This window comes from Fuscovulum sp., assembly GCA_035192965.1.
Classification (GTDB): Bacteria; Pseudomonadota; Alphaproteobacteria; order Rhodobacterales; family Rhodobacteraceae; genus Paragemmobacter.
The window spans coordinates 3,072,310-3,087,911 of sequence record CP136571.1 but is presented as its reverse complement, the minus strand read 5'-3'; the positions used below and the strand labels follow the sequence as shown (position 1 = coordinate 3,087,911).

General features: G+C 65.3%; 14 protein-coding genes. 9 read left to right on the top strand and 5 right to left on the bottom strand.

Annotation, left to right across the window (positions count from 1 at the left end; translation table 11 throughout):
* Nucleotides 1-5 precede the first annotated feature (5 nt).
* On the top strand, nt 6-257 hold the full coding sequence (locus RSE12_15100) for a BolA family protein (protein WRH61687.1): 252 nt from the start codon (nt 6-8) through the stop codon (nt 255-257).
* A 263-nt stretch (nt 258-520) separates the two neighbouring features.
* Here the strand turns inward: RSE12_15100 and RSE12_15095 are convergent, their stop codons facing one another.
* Nucleotides 521-2,671 carry a malate synthase G gene (locus tag RSE12_15095; protein ID WRH61686.1) on the bottom strand — a complete coding sequence of 717 codons (2,151 nt, stop codon included), beginning with the start codon at nt 2,669-2,671 and terminating at the stop codon, nt 521-523.
* Between the two features lie 189 nt (nt 2,672-2,860).
* Between RSE12_15095 and RSE12_15090 the strand changes: the two genes are divergently transcribed.
* From RSE12_15090 to RSE12_15080, 3 genes are read left to right on the top strand one after another with little or no spacing between them, the layout of a single operon-like run.
* On the top strand, nt 2,861-3,208 hold the full coding sequence (locus RSE12_15090) for a metalloregulator ArsR/SmtB family transcription factor (protein ID WRH61685.1): 348 nt from the start codon (nt 2,861-2,863) through the stop codon (nt 3,206-3,208).
* Nucleotides 3,198-3,674 carry an SRPBCC family protein gene (locus RSE12_15085; GenBank protein WRH61684.1) on the top strand — a complete coding sequence of 159 codons (477 nt, stop codon included), beginning with the start codon at nt 3,198-3,200 and terminating at the stop codon, nt 3,672-3,674. The genes RSE12_15090 and RSE12_15085 overlap by 11 nt, the downstream gene beginning before the upstream one ends.
* Nucleotides 3,671-4,549 carry an SRPBCC domain-containing protein gene (locus tag RSE12_15080; GenBank protein WRH61683.1) on the top strand — a complete coding sequence of 293 codons (879 nt, stop codon included), beginning with the start codon at nt 3,671-3,673 and terminating at the stop codon, nt 4,547-4,549. Before RSE12_15085 ends, RSE12_15080 begins: the two co-directional genes overlap by 4 nt.
* Nucleotides 4,550-4,596: 47 nt before the next feature.
* Here RSE12_15080 and RSE12_15075 read toward each other — a convergent pair whose 3' ends face one another.
* Together RSE12_15075 and RSE12_15070 are read right to left on the bottom strand one after the other, a co-directional pair.
* The gene (locus tag RSE12_15075; protein ID WRH61682.1) at nt 4,597-4,749 is read right to left on the bottom strand and encodes a DUF2256 domain-containing protein; all 153 of its coding nucleotides are present in this window, start codon (nt 4,747-4,749) and stop codon (nt 4,597-4,599) included.
* The gene (locus RSE12_15070) at nt 4,749-6,266 is read right to left on the bottom strand and encodes an FAD-binding domain-containing protein (GenBank protein WRH61681.1); all 1,518 of its coding nucleotides are present in this window, start codon (nt 6,264-6,266) and stop codon (nt 4,749-4,751) included. The genes RSE12_15075 and RSE12_15070 overlap by 1 nt, the downstream gene beginning before the upstream one ends.
* Nucleotides 6,267-6,468: 202 nt before the next feature.
* Between RSE12_15070 and RSE12_15065 the strand changes: the two genes are divergently transcribed.
* Nucleotides 6,469-8,562: a sensor histidine kinase gene (locus RSE12_15065; protein ID WRH61680.1), complete on the top strand. Its 2,094-nt coding sequence runs from the start codon at nt 6,469-6,471 to the stop codon at nt 8,560-8,562.
* A gap of 58 nt (nt 8,563-8,620) precedes the next feature.
* Nucleotides 8,621-11,179: an aminopeptidase N gene (gene pepN, locus RSE12_15060; protein ID WRH61679.1), complete on the top strand. Its 2,559-nt coding sequence runs from the start codon at nt 8,621-8,623 to the stop codon at nt 11,177-11,179.
* A 72-nt stretch (nt 11,180-11,251) separates the two neighbouring features.
* On the opposite strand, the gene RSE12_15055 is transcribed toward pepN, so the two are convergent.
* Entirely contained in the window at nt 11,252-11,911 is a 660-nt protein-coding gene (locus RSE12_15055) for a transglycosylase SLT domain-containing protein (GenBank protein WRH61678.1), read from the bottom strand.
* Between the two features lie 295 nt (nt 11,912-12,206).
* Here RSE12_15055 and RSE12_15050 point away from each other — a divergent pair, with 295 nt between their 5' ends.
* From RSE12_15050 to RSE12_15040, 3 genes are all read left to right on the top strand, one after another.
* On the top strand, nt 12,207-12,389 hold the full coding sequence (locus RSE12_15050) for a hypothetical protein (protein WRH61677.1): 183 nt from the start codon (nt 12,207-12,209) through the stop codon (nt 12,387-12,389).
* A gap of 68 nt (nt 12,390-12,457) precedes the next feature.
* The gene (gene gatB / locus RSE12_15045) at nt 12,458-13,969 is read left to right on the top strand and encodes an Asp-tRNA(Asn)/Glu-tRNA(Gln) amidotransferase subunit GatB (protein ID WRH61676.1); all 1,512 of its coding nucleotides are present in this window, start codon (nt 12,458-12,460) and stop codon (nt 13,967-13,969) included.
* Between the two features lie 108 nt (nt 13,970-14,077).
* Nucleotides 14,078-14,449: a DUF4177 domain-containing protein gene (locus tag RSE12_15040; protein ID WRH61675.1), complete on the top strand. Its 372-nt coding sequence runs from the start codon at nt 14,078-14,080 to the stop codon at nt 14,447-14,449.
* 11 nt (nt 14,450-14,460) lie between these two features.
* Here the strand turns inward: RSE12_15040 and RSE12_15035 are convergent, their stop codons facing one another.
* The gene (locus tag RSE12_15035; GenBank protein WRH61674.1) at nt 14,461-15,567 is read right to left on the bottom strand and encodes a pyridoxal phosphate-dependent aminotransferase; all 1,107 of its coding nucleotides are present in this window, start codon (nt 15,565-15,567) and stop codon (nt 14,461-14,463) included.
* Nucleotides 15,568-15,602: the final 35 nt, after the last annotated feature.

Here is a 15,602-nt window from a genome sequence, read left to right as displayed (position 1 = left end):
GAAAAATGGCAGCACAGGATGAGATCACAAAGCGGTTGACCGCCGCTTTTGCGCCCCGCGAATTGCAGGTGATCAACGAAAGCCACAAACATGCCGGCCATTCCGGGGATGACGGTTCCGGCGAGAGCCATTTCCGCGTGGTGATCCGCGCGGATGTCTTTGCCCCGATGAACCGGGTGGAGCGCCACCGCGCGGTGCACAAGGCGCTGGGGGATCTGAACACCCGCATCCATGCGCTGGCCCTCGATATTGGTTGAGTTGACATGAGCGCGCCCCAAAGGGGCCGCGCATTCCTTTTGCCTCGCCTGCGCGCCTGCGCGCTTGGCTCAGGTGGGGGCTGCCGCCCCCGTCGCCCGTTCCGGGCGCCTCCCCCGCGGGTATTTTTGCCAAGATGAAGCGGCTTTCACCTTGGTTCAAATACCCAGGGGGTCCGGGGGGAACCCCCGGCCTGAGCCAAGCGCGCATGCGCGCAGGCGAGGCAAAAGACGTGCGGGCGCATGCCCGCGCAATCTGATTGCCGTCAGACGAGGTGGATGCGGCTGCGGGCTTTGAGTTCCAGTCTGCGGCGATGCAGGACGGGCTCGGTGTAGCCTGAGGGTTGCGCGCGGCCGTCGAAGACCAGATCGCAGGCGGCCTTGAAAGCGATGCCGTCAAAGCGCGGGGCCATGGGGATGTAGGCCGGATCGTTGGCATTCTGGCGGTCGACCACGGCGGCCATCTTGCGCATGGCGGCCATGACCTGTGCTTCGGACACCACGCCATGGTGCAGCCAGTTGGCCAAGGCCTGGCTGGAGATTCGGCAGGTGGCGCGGTCTTCCATCAGACCGACATCGTGGATGTCGGGCACCTTGGAGCAACCCACGCCCTGATCCACCCAGCGCACGACATAGCCGAGGATACCTTGGGCGTTGTTTTCCACCTCGGACCGGATGTCATCGTCTGACCAGTTCGCGCCGGTGGCGAGGGGGATGGTCAGCAGGTCATCCAGCTGTCCGCGCGGGCCGCCTTTGGCGATGGTATCCTGCACGCCCATCACATCGACGCGGTGATAATGGGTGGCGTGGAGGGTGGCGGCAGTGGGGGAGGGGACCCAGGCGCAGGTGGCGCCGGCCTGCGGGTGCGCGATCTTGGCCGCAAGCATGGCAGCCATCAGATCGGGCATCGCCCACATGCCCTTGCCGATCTGCGCGCGGCCTTTGAGCCCGCAGGCAAGGCCGATATCGACATTGCGATCCTCATAGGACTTGATCCAGGCGGAGGACTTCATGTCGCCTTTGCGGATCATGGGGCCGGCTTCCATGCTGGTGTGGATCTCATCCCCCGTCCGGTCGAGGAAGCCCGTGTTGATGAAGGCCACGCGGTCGGCGCTGGCGCGGATGCATTCTTTGAGGTTTGCGCTGGTGCGGCGTTCCTCATCCATGATCCCGAGTTTGACGGTGAAGCGGGGGAGGGAGAGGGTTTCTTCCACCCGGTCGAAGATGGCGCAGGCGAGGGCCACTTCCTGCGGCCCGTGCATCTTGGGTTTGACGACGTAGACCGAGCCGTGGAGCGAGTTGCGGGGGCCTTGCGTCTTTTGCAGATCGTGGAGCGCGCAGAGCGTGGTGAGGAAGGCGTCCATGATACCTTCGCCCACCTCGCGCCCTTGCGCATCCAGAATGGCGGGGTTGGTCATCAGGTGGCCCACGTTGCGCACGAGCATGAGCGCGCGGCCCTTGAGCAGGAGCGGGCTGCCGTTCGGGGCGCTGAAGGCGAAATCGTCGCGCAGGCGGCGTTCGATGGTCTGGCCGTCTTTCTGCACCATCTCGACCAGATCGCCCTTCATCAGGCCGAGCCAGTTGGCATAAGCGAGAACCTTGTCTTCGGCATCCACGGCGGCGACGCTGTCTTCGCAATCCATGATGGCCGACAGGGCGGATTCCATGCGGATATCGGCCAGACCGGCCCGGTCGGCGGCGCCGATGCGGTGGCCCGGGTCGATGCGCAGCACGAGGTGGAGGCCGTTGTTTTTGAGCAGGATGGCGGAGGGGGTTTTGGCATCGCCGCGGAAGCCTGCGAATTGGGCGGGGTTCTTGAGAGCGGGGACGAGTGTGCCTTCTGCGATGTGGTAGCCGGTCACGTCGGCATGGCTGCCTTTGGCGAGGGGGGCCACATCATCGAGGAAGGCCTTGGCCCAGGCGATGACCTGTGCGCCGCGGGCGGGATCATAGGCCTTGCCCTGCGGGGCGTCGCCCAGTGCATCGGTGCCGTAAAGCGCGTCATAGAGCGAACCCCACCGCGCATTGGCGGCGTTGAGCGCATAGCGCGCGTTCATCACGGGGACCACCAGTTGCGGGCCGGGAACATGGGCGATTTCGGGATCGGTGCCAGTGGTGCGGATGGTGAAATCGGGGCCTTCGGGGAGGAGATAGCCGATCTCATACAGGAAGGCGGTATAGGCGGTGGGGTCGTGGGGTTGGCCCTTGCGGGCGCGGTGCCAGGCGTCGATCTGGGCCTGCATTTCGGTGCGGACAGCCAGCAGGCGGCGGTTCTCAGCGCCGCAGACATCGACCGCCTCGGCCAGGCCTTGCCAGAAGCGGGCCGGGGCGATGCCGGTGCCGGGCAGGGCGCTGTCTTCGACAAAGCGGGCGAGGCGGGCATCCACCTGCAATCCGTGGCGATCCAGACGTTCCATGGGCGGCTCCTGACGTTCGGTATGCGATGGCACACCATACCGAAGGGCGAGGCGGGGCTGCAACCCGGGGACGGGGAAGATTGCCGTGATTTTCCGAACATCAGTTTTCGGTCTGGGCGGGAAATCGGATGGTTTGTCGATTGGCTAAGTTTTTCTGGTTCGACTCGGTGGGATATGTTACTTAGCAGTATGGCTAAGCATGATCCTGACCTTTCGTTGCTGTTTCACGCGCTGTCCGATCCGACGCGGCGCGCGATGCTGGCGCGCTTGGCGGCGGGACCTGCGGCGGTGACGGAACTGGCGGCGCCCACGGGCCTGCGCTTACCGACGGTGCTGCGGCATCTGGCGGTGTTGGAGGCGGCGGGGTTGATTGCGACGGCGAAGGATGGGCGGGTGCGGACCTGTGCCTTTGTGCCGGCGGCGCTGACCCCTGCGCGCGACTGGATGGAGGCGCAGCGCGCGCTTTGGGAAGGGCGGCTGGACCGTCTGGATGACTATGTGATGAAACTGATGCAGGAGAACGGCCGTGACGGATGATCTGGACCCCGACCTTGATCTGGTGCTGGTGCGCGAACTGGCCGCGCCGCGCGCGGTGATCTGGCGCTGCTGGACCGAGCCGGAGCACCTGATGCAATGGTTCGTGCCGAAACCGCACAAGGTGACGGCCTGCCATCTGGACGTACGGGTGGGCGGAGCCTGCAACACCACATTCGACGTGGAGGGTGCAGTGATGGAGAACAAGGGTGTCTATCTGGAGGTGGTTCCGGGTGAAAAGCTCGTTTTCACGGATACTTATACCGAAGGCTGGAAGCCCGCGGCGGAGCCGTTCATGACGGCGATTGTGACGTTCGAGGATCTGGGTGGGGGGCGGACGCGCTATACTGCCGTGGCCCGGCATCGCAATTCCGAGACGGCGCGACAGCACCGCGACATGGGGTTCCATGACGGGTGGGGGACAGTGGCCACGCAGTTGGAGGCCTATGCGCAAGGGTTGGGGCAATGAGTGATCCGCTATGCGCGACCCTGACATTCGAGCGGGAGGTTGATGCCCCGGCGGCGACGCTGTGGCAGGCCTGGACCGCGCCCGCCGCGCGGGCGATCTGGGCGGCGCCTGCGCCCGAGGTGGCGGTAGAGTTTGTCGAGGCCGATACCCGCATCGGTGGGCGTGAGGTTTCCATCTGCCGGGTGGCGGGGGAGCCGGATGTGCGCTGTGAGGTGGGGTGGCTGGATTTGCAGGCCGGGTCGCGCAGCGTGAATTATGAGGTGCTTGAAAGCGGCGGGGAGCGGCTGTCCGCCGCGCTGGTGACGGCGCGGGTGGCAGAACAAGGCGAGGGAAGCCTGCTGTCGGTGACGGTGCAATTGTCCAATCTGGCGCAGGACATGGCGGCGGGCTATCGCGCGGGGTTTGGTGCGGGGCTGGACAATATGGCCGGGGTGGCCGGACGGATGATGATGCTTACGCGGGTGATCCAAGCGCCGCGTGCGGCGGTCTGGGGCGCGTGGATGAATGCGGAGTCGTTGCCGAAATGGTGGGGGCCGGACGGGTTTTCCTGCCGGACGCAGCGGATTGACCTGCGCGAGGGCGGGGAATGGGTGTTCGACATGATCGCCCCGGATGGCACCGTCTTTCCCAATCACCACCGCTATGGCCGGGTGATCCCCGAGGCGCGGCTGGATTATGCGCTGCTGTGGGGGGAGAACGGGCCGAAACATGCGGATGCCTGGGCGGCGTTCGAGGATTCGGAGGGCGCGACGCGGGTGACGCTGTGCATGGTCATGGCGACGCGCAAGGAATGGGAAGACGCGCGCGGCTTCGGGGCCGAGGCTTTGGGTCAGCAGACGCTGGGCAAGCTGGCGGCGATGGTGGGTGCGGCCTGAGGGGGACGATTTTTCTGCGAAAAATCTGAGGGGACGAGCCGTGCTGTTCAGGTTTTCCGCTTTGCGTCGTTGCGGCAGCGGTCGGAGCAGTATTTTACCTCGTCCCAAACCTTTTCCCATTTCTTCCGCCAGGTGAACGGCAGCCCGCAGCAGGCGCAGGTCTTGGTGGGCAGGTCGCCTTTTTTGCGCATCTTGGCCATCAGAGATCGAGGCTCATTTGCGCTGTGTCCGCGTGGCGGCGCGGAGCGCGGGGGCTGCGGTCGTTGACAAAGCGGGGATCGGCGCGGCTGGCGTGGCGTTCGATGACCTCGGCCATCTCGGCTGCGTGGCCACGTTCGCGGCGCAGGCCCCAGCAGGCATCGCGCGCGGCGCGGGCGGCGGCTGCGACATCGACGATGGGTTCGGGATAGAGCCGCCCGAGCAGGCCGCGCGCGCCGGGCCATTTCCACGGCTCTTGCAGGAAGGCATCGGGAACGCTGGCGAGTTCGGGCACCCAGCGGCGGGTGAAGGCGCCGGTCGGATCCTGATCATGGCCCTGCTTGATGGGGTTGTAGATGCGGATGGTGTTGATCCCCGTGACGCCTGCCTGCATTTGCACCTGCGGCCAATGAATGCCGGGTTCGTAATCGGTGAAGCGGCGTGCCAGCACCGCCCCGGTGGCCCGCCAATCCAGCCAGAGGTGGTAAGAGGCCACGGCCATCACCATGCTGCGCATCCGGAAATTGAGCCATCCTGTGGCGCGCAGATAACGCATGCAGGCGTCAAGGAAAGGCATCCCGGTTTCCCCCGCCTGCCACGCGGCCAGCCGGAGCGCATCGGGTTCACGCGGGCGCAGGGCATCTGCGGCGCGGTGCAGGGCGCGAACCTCAATCGCGGGTTCGGATTCGAGTTTCTGCATGAAATGGTCGCGCCAGGCCATGCGGCTTTGGAAACTGGCCAAGGCGCCGGGCCAGCGCCCACCGGGGCGTTCCGCCGTGCGGGCCGTGGCGGCCTGCACCACCTCACGCGATGAGAGCGTGCCGAGCGCCAGATGCGCCGAAAGACGGGAACAGGCGCGTTCGCCGCTGACGGGTGAGGACATGGCGGCGCGGTAGCCTTCGCCGCGCTGGGTGAGGAAGCTGTCCATCAGGATCAGGCCCTGTGCGCGCCCGCCCTGTTGGCGATGGGCGCAGGGATCATCGGGCAGGCGCAGGGCGCGGGCAGTGGGGATTGCGCCGGGTTCCACCCCGGCCACCGGATTGAGCGCGAGAGGCGCGGGAATTTGCTGGGCGGCGACAAAGCCATCGCGCCGCCGGGCCCAGCCGTCGCGGTGGGGCAGGCGGCGGATGACGCCCTGCTGGGGCAGTTCGTGCCAGATCACCCCCGCCTCGCGCGCCCAGGCGGCGACGCGCCGGTCGCGGGCATAGGTCCAGAGGTTGCCGGTTTCTTCATGGCTGAAGATGCGGGCGATGTGGTGCTGGCGGCAAAGCCGGTCCAGCACCTGAACCGCGTCGCCCATGCGCACCACGAGAGGCGCGCCAAGGCTGCCCAGGTCGGCGCGCAGATCGGCCAGCGAGTCGGCGATGAAATCCCATTGCCGGGCCGATGCATCGGTCTGCCGCCACAGATCGGGTTCCACGATATAGAGCGGCAGTACCGCCCCCGTGGCCGCGGCGGCGGCAAGGGCGGGGTGGTCATGGAGGCGCAGGTCGCGTTTGAACCAGATGAGAACATTCATGGAACATTTATCTATCCACCCCGGCAGATTCGTAAAGCCCCCGCGTGGGGAAAAGCCGGGGCCCAGACCTATGCGGAAGGATGGGTGTCCACTTGCCAACGACAATGCGACACTTCGCATGATCCTGTTGCCACAGGGCAATGTGTCGTATGTGATCCACTGTTTTTCTTGAGGAACGCCTTTTCCGGAGCGTGTTGATCAGATGCAGGACGCAAAAGGGATTGGCAAGCACGGGCCTCCGCAGCTGAAGACATGGCTGTGGCGGTCCTATCTGCGGGCCGCGCTGGTTCCGCTGCTGCTGATCGAATTGACCTTTGTCGGGCTCTATTGGGGCACCAGCCGGGTGGTCTATGATCGCAGCGCCACCGCCATCACCGAAGTATCGACCGAGGCTTTGCGTGCTGCCTCGCGCCGCGAGGCCGAGGTCATTGCGCGGCGGCTGGAGACTATTGCGGCACTGACCCGCATCTATGCCGGGGAAACGGCGCGGGCTTTGGCGACACCGGCCACGGATGTGAGCGCCGCCGACAAGGCCCGCCATGCCACGTCGCCTGACGGGGTGTTCTACAGCACCGAAGATACCGGTGGTTCGGCGGTGTTTTATAGCGGGATCGTCCCGGTAGGGCCTGTGGAACAGGACAAGGTCTGGCGCACAGCGCGGCTGGACCCAATCATGCGGTCGATCACGGAAAGCGATCCGCTGATTCAGCAGGTCTATGTCAACACCCATGACAGCCTGAACCGCATCTATCCCTGGTTCGATGTGCTGGCGATCTATCCGCCGAAAATGGATATCCCCAGCTACAATTTCTATTACGAGGCGGATGCCCGCCATAACCCCAAGCGGTCGGTGGTCTGGACCGACAGCTATCTTGATCCGGCCGGGGCGGGCTGGATGGTGTCGGCCATTGCCCCTGTCTATGGCGGCGGGGATGGGGTGGAGGCCAAGCTTGAGGCGGTGGTGGGCATTGATGTGACCATCGGGACTATCGTCGAGGATGTGCTGGACATCGAACTGGAAGGCGATGGCTATGCGATCCTTGTCAGCCGCGACGGCACCATTCTGGCGCTGCCCCCGGCGGGCGAGAGCGATCTGGGGGTGACCGCGCTGATCGAGCACAGCTACAGCGAGGCGATCCTCCAAGACACGTTCAAGCCCGACAGTTTCAACCTGTACCGCCGGGCCGAACTGTTCAGCGTGGCCGACGCGTTGCAATCCGCGCCCGAGGGGCAGAGCACGGTGGACCTTGGCCGCCCGATGATCGCCGCTTGGGCCACGATTGCGGGGCCACAATGGAAGCTGATCGTTCTGACCAGTGAAAGCAGCATCCTGTCGGGGGCCACCACACTGCGCGAGCAGCTGGCGCTGGTCAGTCAGGGGATGCTGGCGATATTGGTGCTGTTCTATCTGGGTTTCCTCCTGTTCCTCTGGCGGCGGTCGGTTGCCATGTCGGCGCGGGTGGCAGAACCGCTGGCCGAGATTGAGCGCAAGATGGGCCAGATTGCCGCCGGGGGCAGTGTGCCGCCGGGCCACCGCTATGCGGTGGCGGAATTGCAGACTGTGGGCGATCATCTGGTGACGATGGGCGACAAGCTGAAGGCCGCGAGCCGCGCGAAGGCGAGCTTTCTTTCGGCCATGAGCCATGAATTCCGCACGCCGTTGAATGCGATCATCGGCTATTCCGATCTGCTGTCCTCTTCGACCGTGCACCCGCTTGCGCCCGAGGATCAGCGGCAGGTGCAGGCGATTTCGGCGGCGGGATGGCAGCTTTTGCAACTGGTCGACGGGGTGATCGAACTGAGCCGGATCGAGCAGGGCGAAGTGCTGCACAGCCTGCTGCCGCTGGATGTGCTGCCCAGCCTGCGGCAGGCGGTGGCCAGCGTCCAGGTGCCGCCAAACGCGCCGAAGGGGGTAACGGTCCGGCTGGAAGAACCCGCTGCATCGCCGCCGCTGGCGAAGACGGATGCAGAGATTGTCCGTCGGATCGTTGCGCATCTGGTGGCCAACGGGGTGAAATACAACCGCGAGGGCGGCAGCGTGACCGTGTCTTTGGCGGTGGAGGCGGGGCGGATGGCGATCCTGGTCAGTGATACCGGGATCGGGATTGCTTCAGAAATGCAGCCGCGACTGTTCACCCCGTTTGACAGGCTGGGCCATGAAAACGGCACCATCGGCGGCACCGGGATCGGCCTTGCGATCTGCCGCCGTCTGGCCGATCTGATCGGGGCCGAGATCGGCTTTGAAAGCCGGGCCGGGCAGGGATCGACCTTTACGCTCTATCTGCTGCTGGCCTAGGGCGTGCCTTGCCTTCGCCCGTCCTGCTTCATAGCTTGCCGGTCAAAGGGAGTGTTCCATGACCGACCAGCCGCGCGCCGTGCATCTTGCCGAGTATCAGCCGTTCACCCATCGGGTGGAGGGGGTGGCGCTGAGCTTTCGCCTTGCGCCCATGGCCACGCGGGTTGGCGCGGAACTGCGCCTGTCGCCCAACCCGGCGCGGCCCGGGCGGCATGACTTGCGGCTGGATGGGGAAGGGCTGCGCCTGATCGCGGCGCGGATCGACGGGCAGGAAGTGGCGCTGACCCCGGATGCGACAGGCCTGACGATCGCGGCTGCGCTGTTGCCGGACGGGCCATTCACGCTGGAAACCGAGGTGGAGATCGCGCCGGAGGCGAATACCGCGCTGGAAGGCCTGTACATGTCGAGGGGCATGTATTGCACGCAATGTGAGGCGGAGGGGTTCCGCAAGATCACCTTCTATCCGGACCGGCCCGATGTCATGGCGCCGTTCCGGGTGCGGGTGGAGGCGGACCTGCCGGTCTTGCTGTCGAACGGCAACCCGGTGGGGCAGGGCGCGGGCTGGGCGGAATGGGATGATCCCTGGCCCAAGCCTGCCTATCTGTTCGCGCTGGTGGCGGGCGATCTGGTGGCACATTCCGCGCCGTTCCGAACCATGTCGGGGCGCGAGGTGGCGCTGAACATCTGGGTGCGCGACGGCGATCAGGACCGCTGCGCCTATGCGATGGACAGTCTGATCCGGTCCATGCGGTGGGATGAGCAGGTGTATGGCCGCGAATACGATCTGGACGTGTTCAACATCGTGGCCGTTGATGATTTCAACATGGGCGCGATGGAGAACAAGGGATTGAACATCTTCAACTCCAAATTCGTGTTGGCCAGCCCCGAGACGGCGACGGATGATGATTTCGGCCGGATCGAAGCGATCATCGCGCATGAGTATTTCCACAACTGGACCGGCAACCGGATCACCTGCCGGGATTGGTTCCAACTGTGCCTGAAGGAAGGGTTGACCGTGTTCCGCGATCAGCAGTTTTCGGGCGACATGCGATCCCATGCGGTGAAGCGGATCGAAGATGTGCTGATGCTGCGCGCGCGGCAGTTCCGCGAGGATGGCGGGCCGCTGGCCCATGCGGTGCGGCCCGACAGCTATGTCGAGATCAACAATTTCTATACCGCCACGATCTATGAGAAGGGCGCGGAAGTCATCGGGATGCTGAAGCGGTTGGTGGGGGATGCGGGCTATGCCAAGGCGCTGGATCTGTATTTCACCCGCCATGACGGCGAGGCGGCGACGATTGAGGATTGGCTGAAGGTGTTCGAGGATGCGACGGGGCGCGATCTGACCCAGTTCAAACGCTGGTACACGGAGGCGGGAACGCCGCGCGTGAAGGTGTGGGAAGATTGGGACGGGGCGACGTATACCCTGACGCTGGAGCAGGAGAACCCCGCCACGCCGGGACAGCCGGAGAAGGGGGCGAAGGTGATCCCCGTGGCGGTGGGGTTGCTGAACCCGAATGGGGATGAGGTGCTGCCGACGACCGTGCTGGAATTGACGGAGACGCGGCAGAGTTTCCGCTTTCTGGCCGCCACGCGGCCGATCCCATCCATCCTGCGGGGTTTCTCCGCGCCAGTGATCCTGGAGCGCGAGGTGAGCCCCGAAGAGCGGGCCTTCCTGCTGGCCCATGACACCGACCCGTTCAACAAATGGGAGGCGGGGCGCGCGCTGGCCAAGGATCTGCTGATGCAGATGGTGACGGAGGATGCCGCGCCCGGCCCTGATTGGCTGGATGCCATCGCCCGCGTGACCTTTGACGAAACGCTCGACCCGGCGTTCCGCGCGCTGGCGCTGCGCCTGCCGGGCGAGGATGACATGGCGGCGACGCTGCATGCCGCGGGGATCACCCCCGATCCGGCGCGCATCTGGGCGGCGCGGCGGCGGATGGGCGATGCGCTGGCGGGGCGGTTGGGCGGGCAATTGCCCGCGCTGATCGACGGGCTGGCGGAGCCGGGGCCGTTTACCCCTGATGCCCGCGCGGCAGGGCGGCGGGCGCTGCGCATTGCGGCGCTTGCCTTGCTGACGCGGGTGGATGGCGGGCGGGCGGCGGGGGCCGCCTATCGCGCGGCAAACAACATGACCGAAGAGGTGGGCGCACTGTCGGCGCTGCTGGACATCGGGCAAGGGCAGGCGGAATTGGGCTTGTTTCAGGCGCGCTGGGCGGGGGATCGCAACGTGATGGACAAGTGGTTTGCGTTGCAGATCATGCTGGCCCATCCCGACCGTGCCGCAGAGGTGACCGAGGGTTTGACCCGGCACAAGGATTTTGACTGGAAGAATCCAAACCGGTTCAGGTCGGTGATCGGGGCGCTGTCGGCCAATCATGCCGGGTTCCACCATGCTTCGGGCGCGGGGTATCGGCTGATCGCGGATTGGCTGTTGCGGCTTGATCCGCTGAACCCGCAGACAGCGGCGCGCATGTCCACCGCCTTTGACACCTGGCCGCGCTATGATGCGGACCGGCAGGCGATGGTGCAGGGGGAATTGGCGCGGATGGCCGGCACACCGGGACTGAGCCGGGATCTGGGGGAAATGGTCGGGCGGATGCGGGGGGTGTGAGGGGCGGAGGCGCCCCTCAATGTTACGATGGGCCAGCGATATCCCAGCGGGGCGCCGGGCAGGGTGGGGCCGTCAGCCCTTGGCTGAGAGGGTCACGCCCTCGCGCGGGGCGAAGAAGCCACCGCCATCCTTGACCTGGCAGTAAGGCTGCGCCCGCGTCCAGTTGGCCATGGCTTCACGTTTGCCGCCATCGCGCAGGGGCATCCAGTCGCGGCCGATGCCGCGATTGCCGCCGCCGGCGACCAGACCGTCGCGTTCCACGGCCTTGGCCATCATCTGCGCAGCGCATTCCAGATTCTCGGACCCGTCCTTCAATTCGGACACGGTGTCGGCCTCGCACTGGTGATAATCGGCTGAAACGGGCGAGATCTGCATGATTCCTATATAGCGCCCGCCGCCGCCCGAGGCCTGTGGGTTCCAGGTGCTTTCATAGCGGGCGACTGCCGACATCAGCCCCGCCCAGAAGGCGCGGCGATCCTCGATCGAGGCGGTGGCGTAGCCGGGGCACCACGTTTCCATGTCGCTTGGCACGGTTGACGCCAACACGGCGTCATGGGTTTGAAGAGCACTGAGCGTGTCGCGGGTCCATTCCGGCCCTTCGGCACGGACATCCCATTGCATCGGCGGCGTCTGGCCGCTGGTCGACAGGCTTGTCGTTGCATCACTGGACACACAGCCGCCGAGAATGACGGCAACAACGGAAAAGGCCACAAAGGCGGAAGGACGTATCATCGATTCCTGATCGGCAGCGCCGCACCCCCATGCGCGACCCGGGGCTTTTGATCAGGGACGGTTCCACCTGTCCATGGAAACAGTTTGTTGCCGGCCGGGATAGGCAGAAAACCGCCTTTTCGGGCCGGTCGTTAACCTTGCGTTAAGGGTTTGCCCTCAATTTGCCACAATACCGCTACACGAATGACACTGCTCGCTAAACCGTCGGTGGACTGCCCGCCGATCCTGCCCAAGATGTGCCTGAACGTAACGGACCGAAAGGTCCGCGTAACCCTGTAGATGGTGTGACACTGCCATGTCGCGTTTTATTGCTTCGTCGGTCACGGCCGATATCCTGAGCCGTGCCTGGAACATGCTTTTGTTCATCCTGCTTTTGCCGATCGTGCTGATCCTGACGCGGATGCCAGAGGTCGACAAGCAAGAACCCAAAGGGCAGACATGGCCGCGCTCGGCAACGCCGCCAGGGCAGAACCGGTGACAGCATGCTTGATGCCGCTGCCCTGACGCCCTAGACAGGCGGGCAAACGGATCACAGGACGGCACGCCATGCTTGACATCAGTTATCAGCCCCCGAAACCCAAGGTCATCGCGGGCGCGAAGGGCGATTGGGAACTGGTGATCGGGATGGAGATCCATGCCCAGGTCGCGTCAAACGCCAAGCTGTTTTCGGGGGCCTCCACGCAGGTAGGGGCAGAGCCCAATTCCAACGTGGCCTTCGTCGATGCCGCGATGCCGGGGATGCTGCCGGTCATCAACGAGTTTTGCATCGAACAGGCGGTGCGGTCCGGGTTGGGCCTGAAGGCGCAGATCAACCTGACCTCGGCCTTTGACCGGAAGAACTATTTCTATCCCGATCTGCCGCAGGGCTATCAGATCAGCCAGCTGTACCACCCCATCGTGGGCGAGGGTGAAGTGCTGGTCGAACTGGCCCCCGGCGTGGCGCGTCTGGTGCGGATCGAGCGCATTCATCTGGAACAGGATGCCGGCAAGTCGATCCATGACATGGACCCGACCATGTCCTTCGTGGATTTCAACCGGACCGGCGTGGCGCTGATGGAGATTGTCAGCCGCCCCGATCTGCGCGGGCCAGAGGAAGCGGCGGCCTATGTGGCCAAGCTGCGCCAGATTCTGCGCTATCTGGGCACCTGTGACGGCAACATGCAGAACGGCAACCTGCGCGCCGACGTCAACGTGTCGGTCTGCCGCCCCGGCGATTACGAACGCTATCAGGCGACGCAGGACTTTGGCCATTTGGGCACGCGCTGCGAGATCAAGAACATGAACTCGTTGCGGTTCATTCAGGCCGCCATCGAATACGAGGCGCGGCGTCAGATCGCCATTCTGGAGGATGGCGGCAAGGTCGATCAGGAAACCCGGCTTTACGATCCCGACAAGGGCGAGACACGGTCGATGCGCAGCAAAGAAGAGGCGCATGATTACCGCTATTTCCCCTGCCCGGACCTGCTGCCGCTGGAGATCGAACAGGCTTGGGTCGATGATATCGCCGCCCGGATGCCGGAACTGCCCGATGCCAAGAAGGCGCGGTTCATGGCCGATTTCGGGCTGACTGATTACGATGCCAATGTCCTGACCGCCGAGCTGGACAATGCCGCCTTTTTTGAGGAGGTGGCCAAGGGCCGCGATGGCAAGCAGGTGGCGAACTGGATCATCAACGAACTGTTCGGTCGGTTGAACAAGGAAGGTCTGGGCATCAGCGACAGCCCGCTGTCGGCGGCGCAGATTGGTGGCGTGCTGGATCTGGTCGCGAGCGGTGAGATCACCAGCAAGATGGCGAAAGAGCTGTTCGAGCTGCTGTGGACCGAAGGCGGGAACCCCGCCGAAGTGGCCGCAAAGCATGGCATGAAGCAGGTGACGGATACGGGCGAGATTGAGCGGGCGTTGGATGCCCTGATCGCGGCCAACCCCGATCAGGTGGAAAAGGCCAAGGTCAATGCCAAGCTGGCGGGTTGGTTCACAGGCCAGGTGCTGAAGGCGACGGGGGGCAAGGCCAATCCGGCGGTGGTCAACCAGATGGTGGCACAGAAGCTGGGCCTGTAAGGGGCAGGGCTGGGTGCGGTCGGCGGGAAAGCCCGCCTGCCCGCGCCAGCCCCTTTGCCAGAACGGCGCAAACCTCTACTTACGCCCTAGAAACTTCCGGAGAGTCCGATGCAGCGTTATGAATACAAGGTTCTTCCGGCCCCGCGCCGCGGCACCAAGGCCCGCGATGCCAAGACGACCGAGGATCGCTTTGCGCTGACCCTGACCACGCTGATGAACGATCTGGGCCGCGACGGGTGGGAGTATCAGCGTTCGGAAACCCTGCCTTGCGACGAACGGTCGGGCTTTACCAAGACGAAGACGACTGAACAGACCATGCTGGTCTTCCGCCGCGCCCTTCCTGCAGGGGTGGCTACTGCGCCTGTGGCGGGCAGTGCAGGCACGGTGACCGCTGTTTCGGCAGAGGCCCCGACGCCGCGCCTTGGCCCGGCGACGGATGCGCCTGCCGGCCCGACGCCCGCGCTGGGCCGGGCTGAGTGATCAGGCGGTGATCAGCGCCGCAGGGCGGCCAGCGCCTGCGGCAGAACCTCGGCCAGCACGTCCAGATCGGCATCGGTTCCCGCGCTGATCCGCAGGCAGCGGTCCAGCGGCGCCACGCCGGGCATGCGGATGAACACCCCCCGTGCGATGCATTCAGCGAGCACTGCGCGGGCGAAATTGCCATCCCGCCCGGTGTCGAGCGTGACGAAATTGGTGGCCGAGGGCAGGGCTGTCAGGCCGTTTGCGGCCCCGATCTTGGCGATACGCGCGCGGGCCTGCGCGACATTCGCCTGTACGGTGGCCAGCCAGTCCTGATCTGCCAGCGCCGCGAGCGCCGCCGCCTGCGCGACGCGGCCCACGCCGAAATGGTTGCGGACCTTGTCGAAGGCGCGGATCAGGGGCGGTGCGGCCAGCGCATAACCCAGCCGTAACCCGGCCAGACCGTAGCCTTTGGAAAAGGTGCGCATGCGGATGACGCGGGGATCATCGGGGGGAATCTCCGGTGCGGTGCCGGGAGGGGCGAGGTCGATATAGGCCTCGTCCAGCACCAGAAGCGTGCCTTCGGGCAGCGCGTCGATCAAGGCGATGACGGTTTCGGCCGGGTGGCAGGTGCCCATCGGATTGTCGGGATTGGCGAAGTATACGAGTTTCGCCCCCACCTGCCGCGCCATGGCGGCGAGTGCCTGCGGGTCTTCGTGGTCATCCCGGTAGGGGACACGGTGCAGGGTTGCCCCGAAGCCCGCGACATGGAAGTTGAAGGTGGGGTAGGCGCCCAGCGAGGTGACGACATGATCCCCCGGCCCTGCTGTCAGGCGCACCAGCGTGCCGAGAAGCCCGTCAATCCCTTCGCCCACGATGACATGGGCAGGTGTTGTGCCATGATGAGCGGCGATTGCCGCGCGCAGATCGTGCATTTCGGGGTCGCCATACATCCAACCCTCGGCCGCCGCCGCCGCCATGGCCGCGATGGCACGGGGCGAGGGGCCAAAGCGGCTTTCATTCGCGCCAAGACGTGCGCGGAAGGGGCGACCCAAGGTGCGTTCCTGCGTTTCGGGCCCGACGAAGGGCACGGTTTCAGGCAGGCTGTCGGCAAGCGGGGTGAGGCGGGGTCCGGTCATGGGGGCCAAGGAAGCGCGGCTTCGGGCGAAGCGCA

Coding starts and splice junctions, on each gene's coding strand:
- RSE12_15100 (WRH61687.1), top strand. CDS start 6: ATGGCAGCACAGGATGAGATCACAAAGCGGTTGACCGCCGCTTTTGCG.
- RSE12_15095 (WRH61686.1), bottom strand. CDS start 2,671: ATGGAACGTCTGGATCGCCACGGATTGCAGGTGGATGCCCGCCTCGCC.
- RSE12_15090 (WRH61685.1), top strand. CDS start 2,861: ATGGCTAAGCATGATCCTGACCTTTCGTTGCTGTTTCACGCGCTGTCC.
- RSE12_15080 (WRH61683.1), top strand. CDS start 3,671: ATGAGTGATCCGCTATGCGCGACCCTGACATTCGAGCGGGAGGTTGAT.
- RSE12_15075 (WRH61682.1), bottom strand. CDS start 4,749: ATGGCCAAGATGCGCAAAAAAGGCGACCTGCCCACCAAGACCTGCGCC.
- RSE12_15070 (WRH61681.1), bottom strand. CDS start 6,266: ATGAATGTTCTCATCTGGTTCAAACGCGACCTGCGCCTCCATGACCAC.
- RSE12_15065 (WRH61680.1), top strand. CDS start 6,469: ATGCAGGACGCAAAAGGGATTGGCAAGCACGGGCCTCCGCAGCTGAAG.
- pepN (WRH61679.1), top strand. CDS start 8,621: ATGACCGACCAGCCGCGCGCCGTGCATCTTGCCGAGTATCAGCCGTTC.
- RSE12_15055 (WRH61678.1), bottom strand. CDS start 11,911: ATGATACGTCCTTCCGCCTTTGTGGCCTTTTCCGTTGTTGCCGTCATT.
- RSE12_15050 (WRH61677.1), top strand. CDS start 12,207: ATGTCGCGTTTTATTGCTTCGTCGGTCACGGCCGATATCCTGAGCCGT.
- gatB (WRH61676.1), top strand. CDS start 12,458: ATGCTTGACATCAGTTATCAGCCCCCGAAACCCAAGGTCATCGCGGGC.
- RSE12_15040 (WRH61675.1), top strand. CDS start 14,078: ATGCAGCGTTATGAATACAAGGTTCTTCCGGCCCCGCGCCGCGGCACC.
- RSE12_15035 (WRH61674.1), bottom strand. CDS start 15,567: ATGACCGGACCCCGCCTCACCCCGCTTGCCGACAGCCTGCCTGAAACC.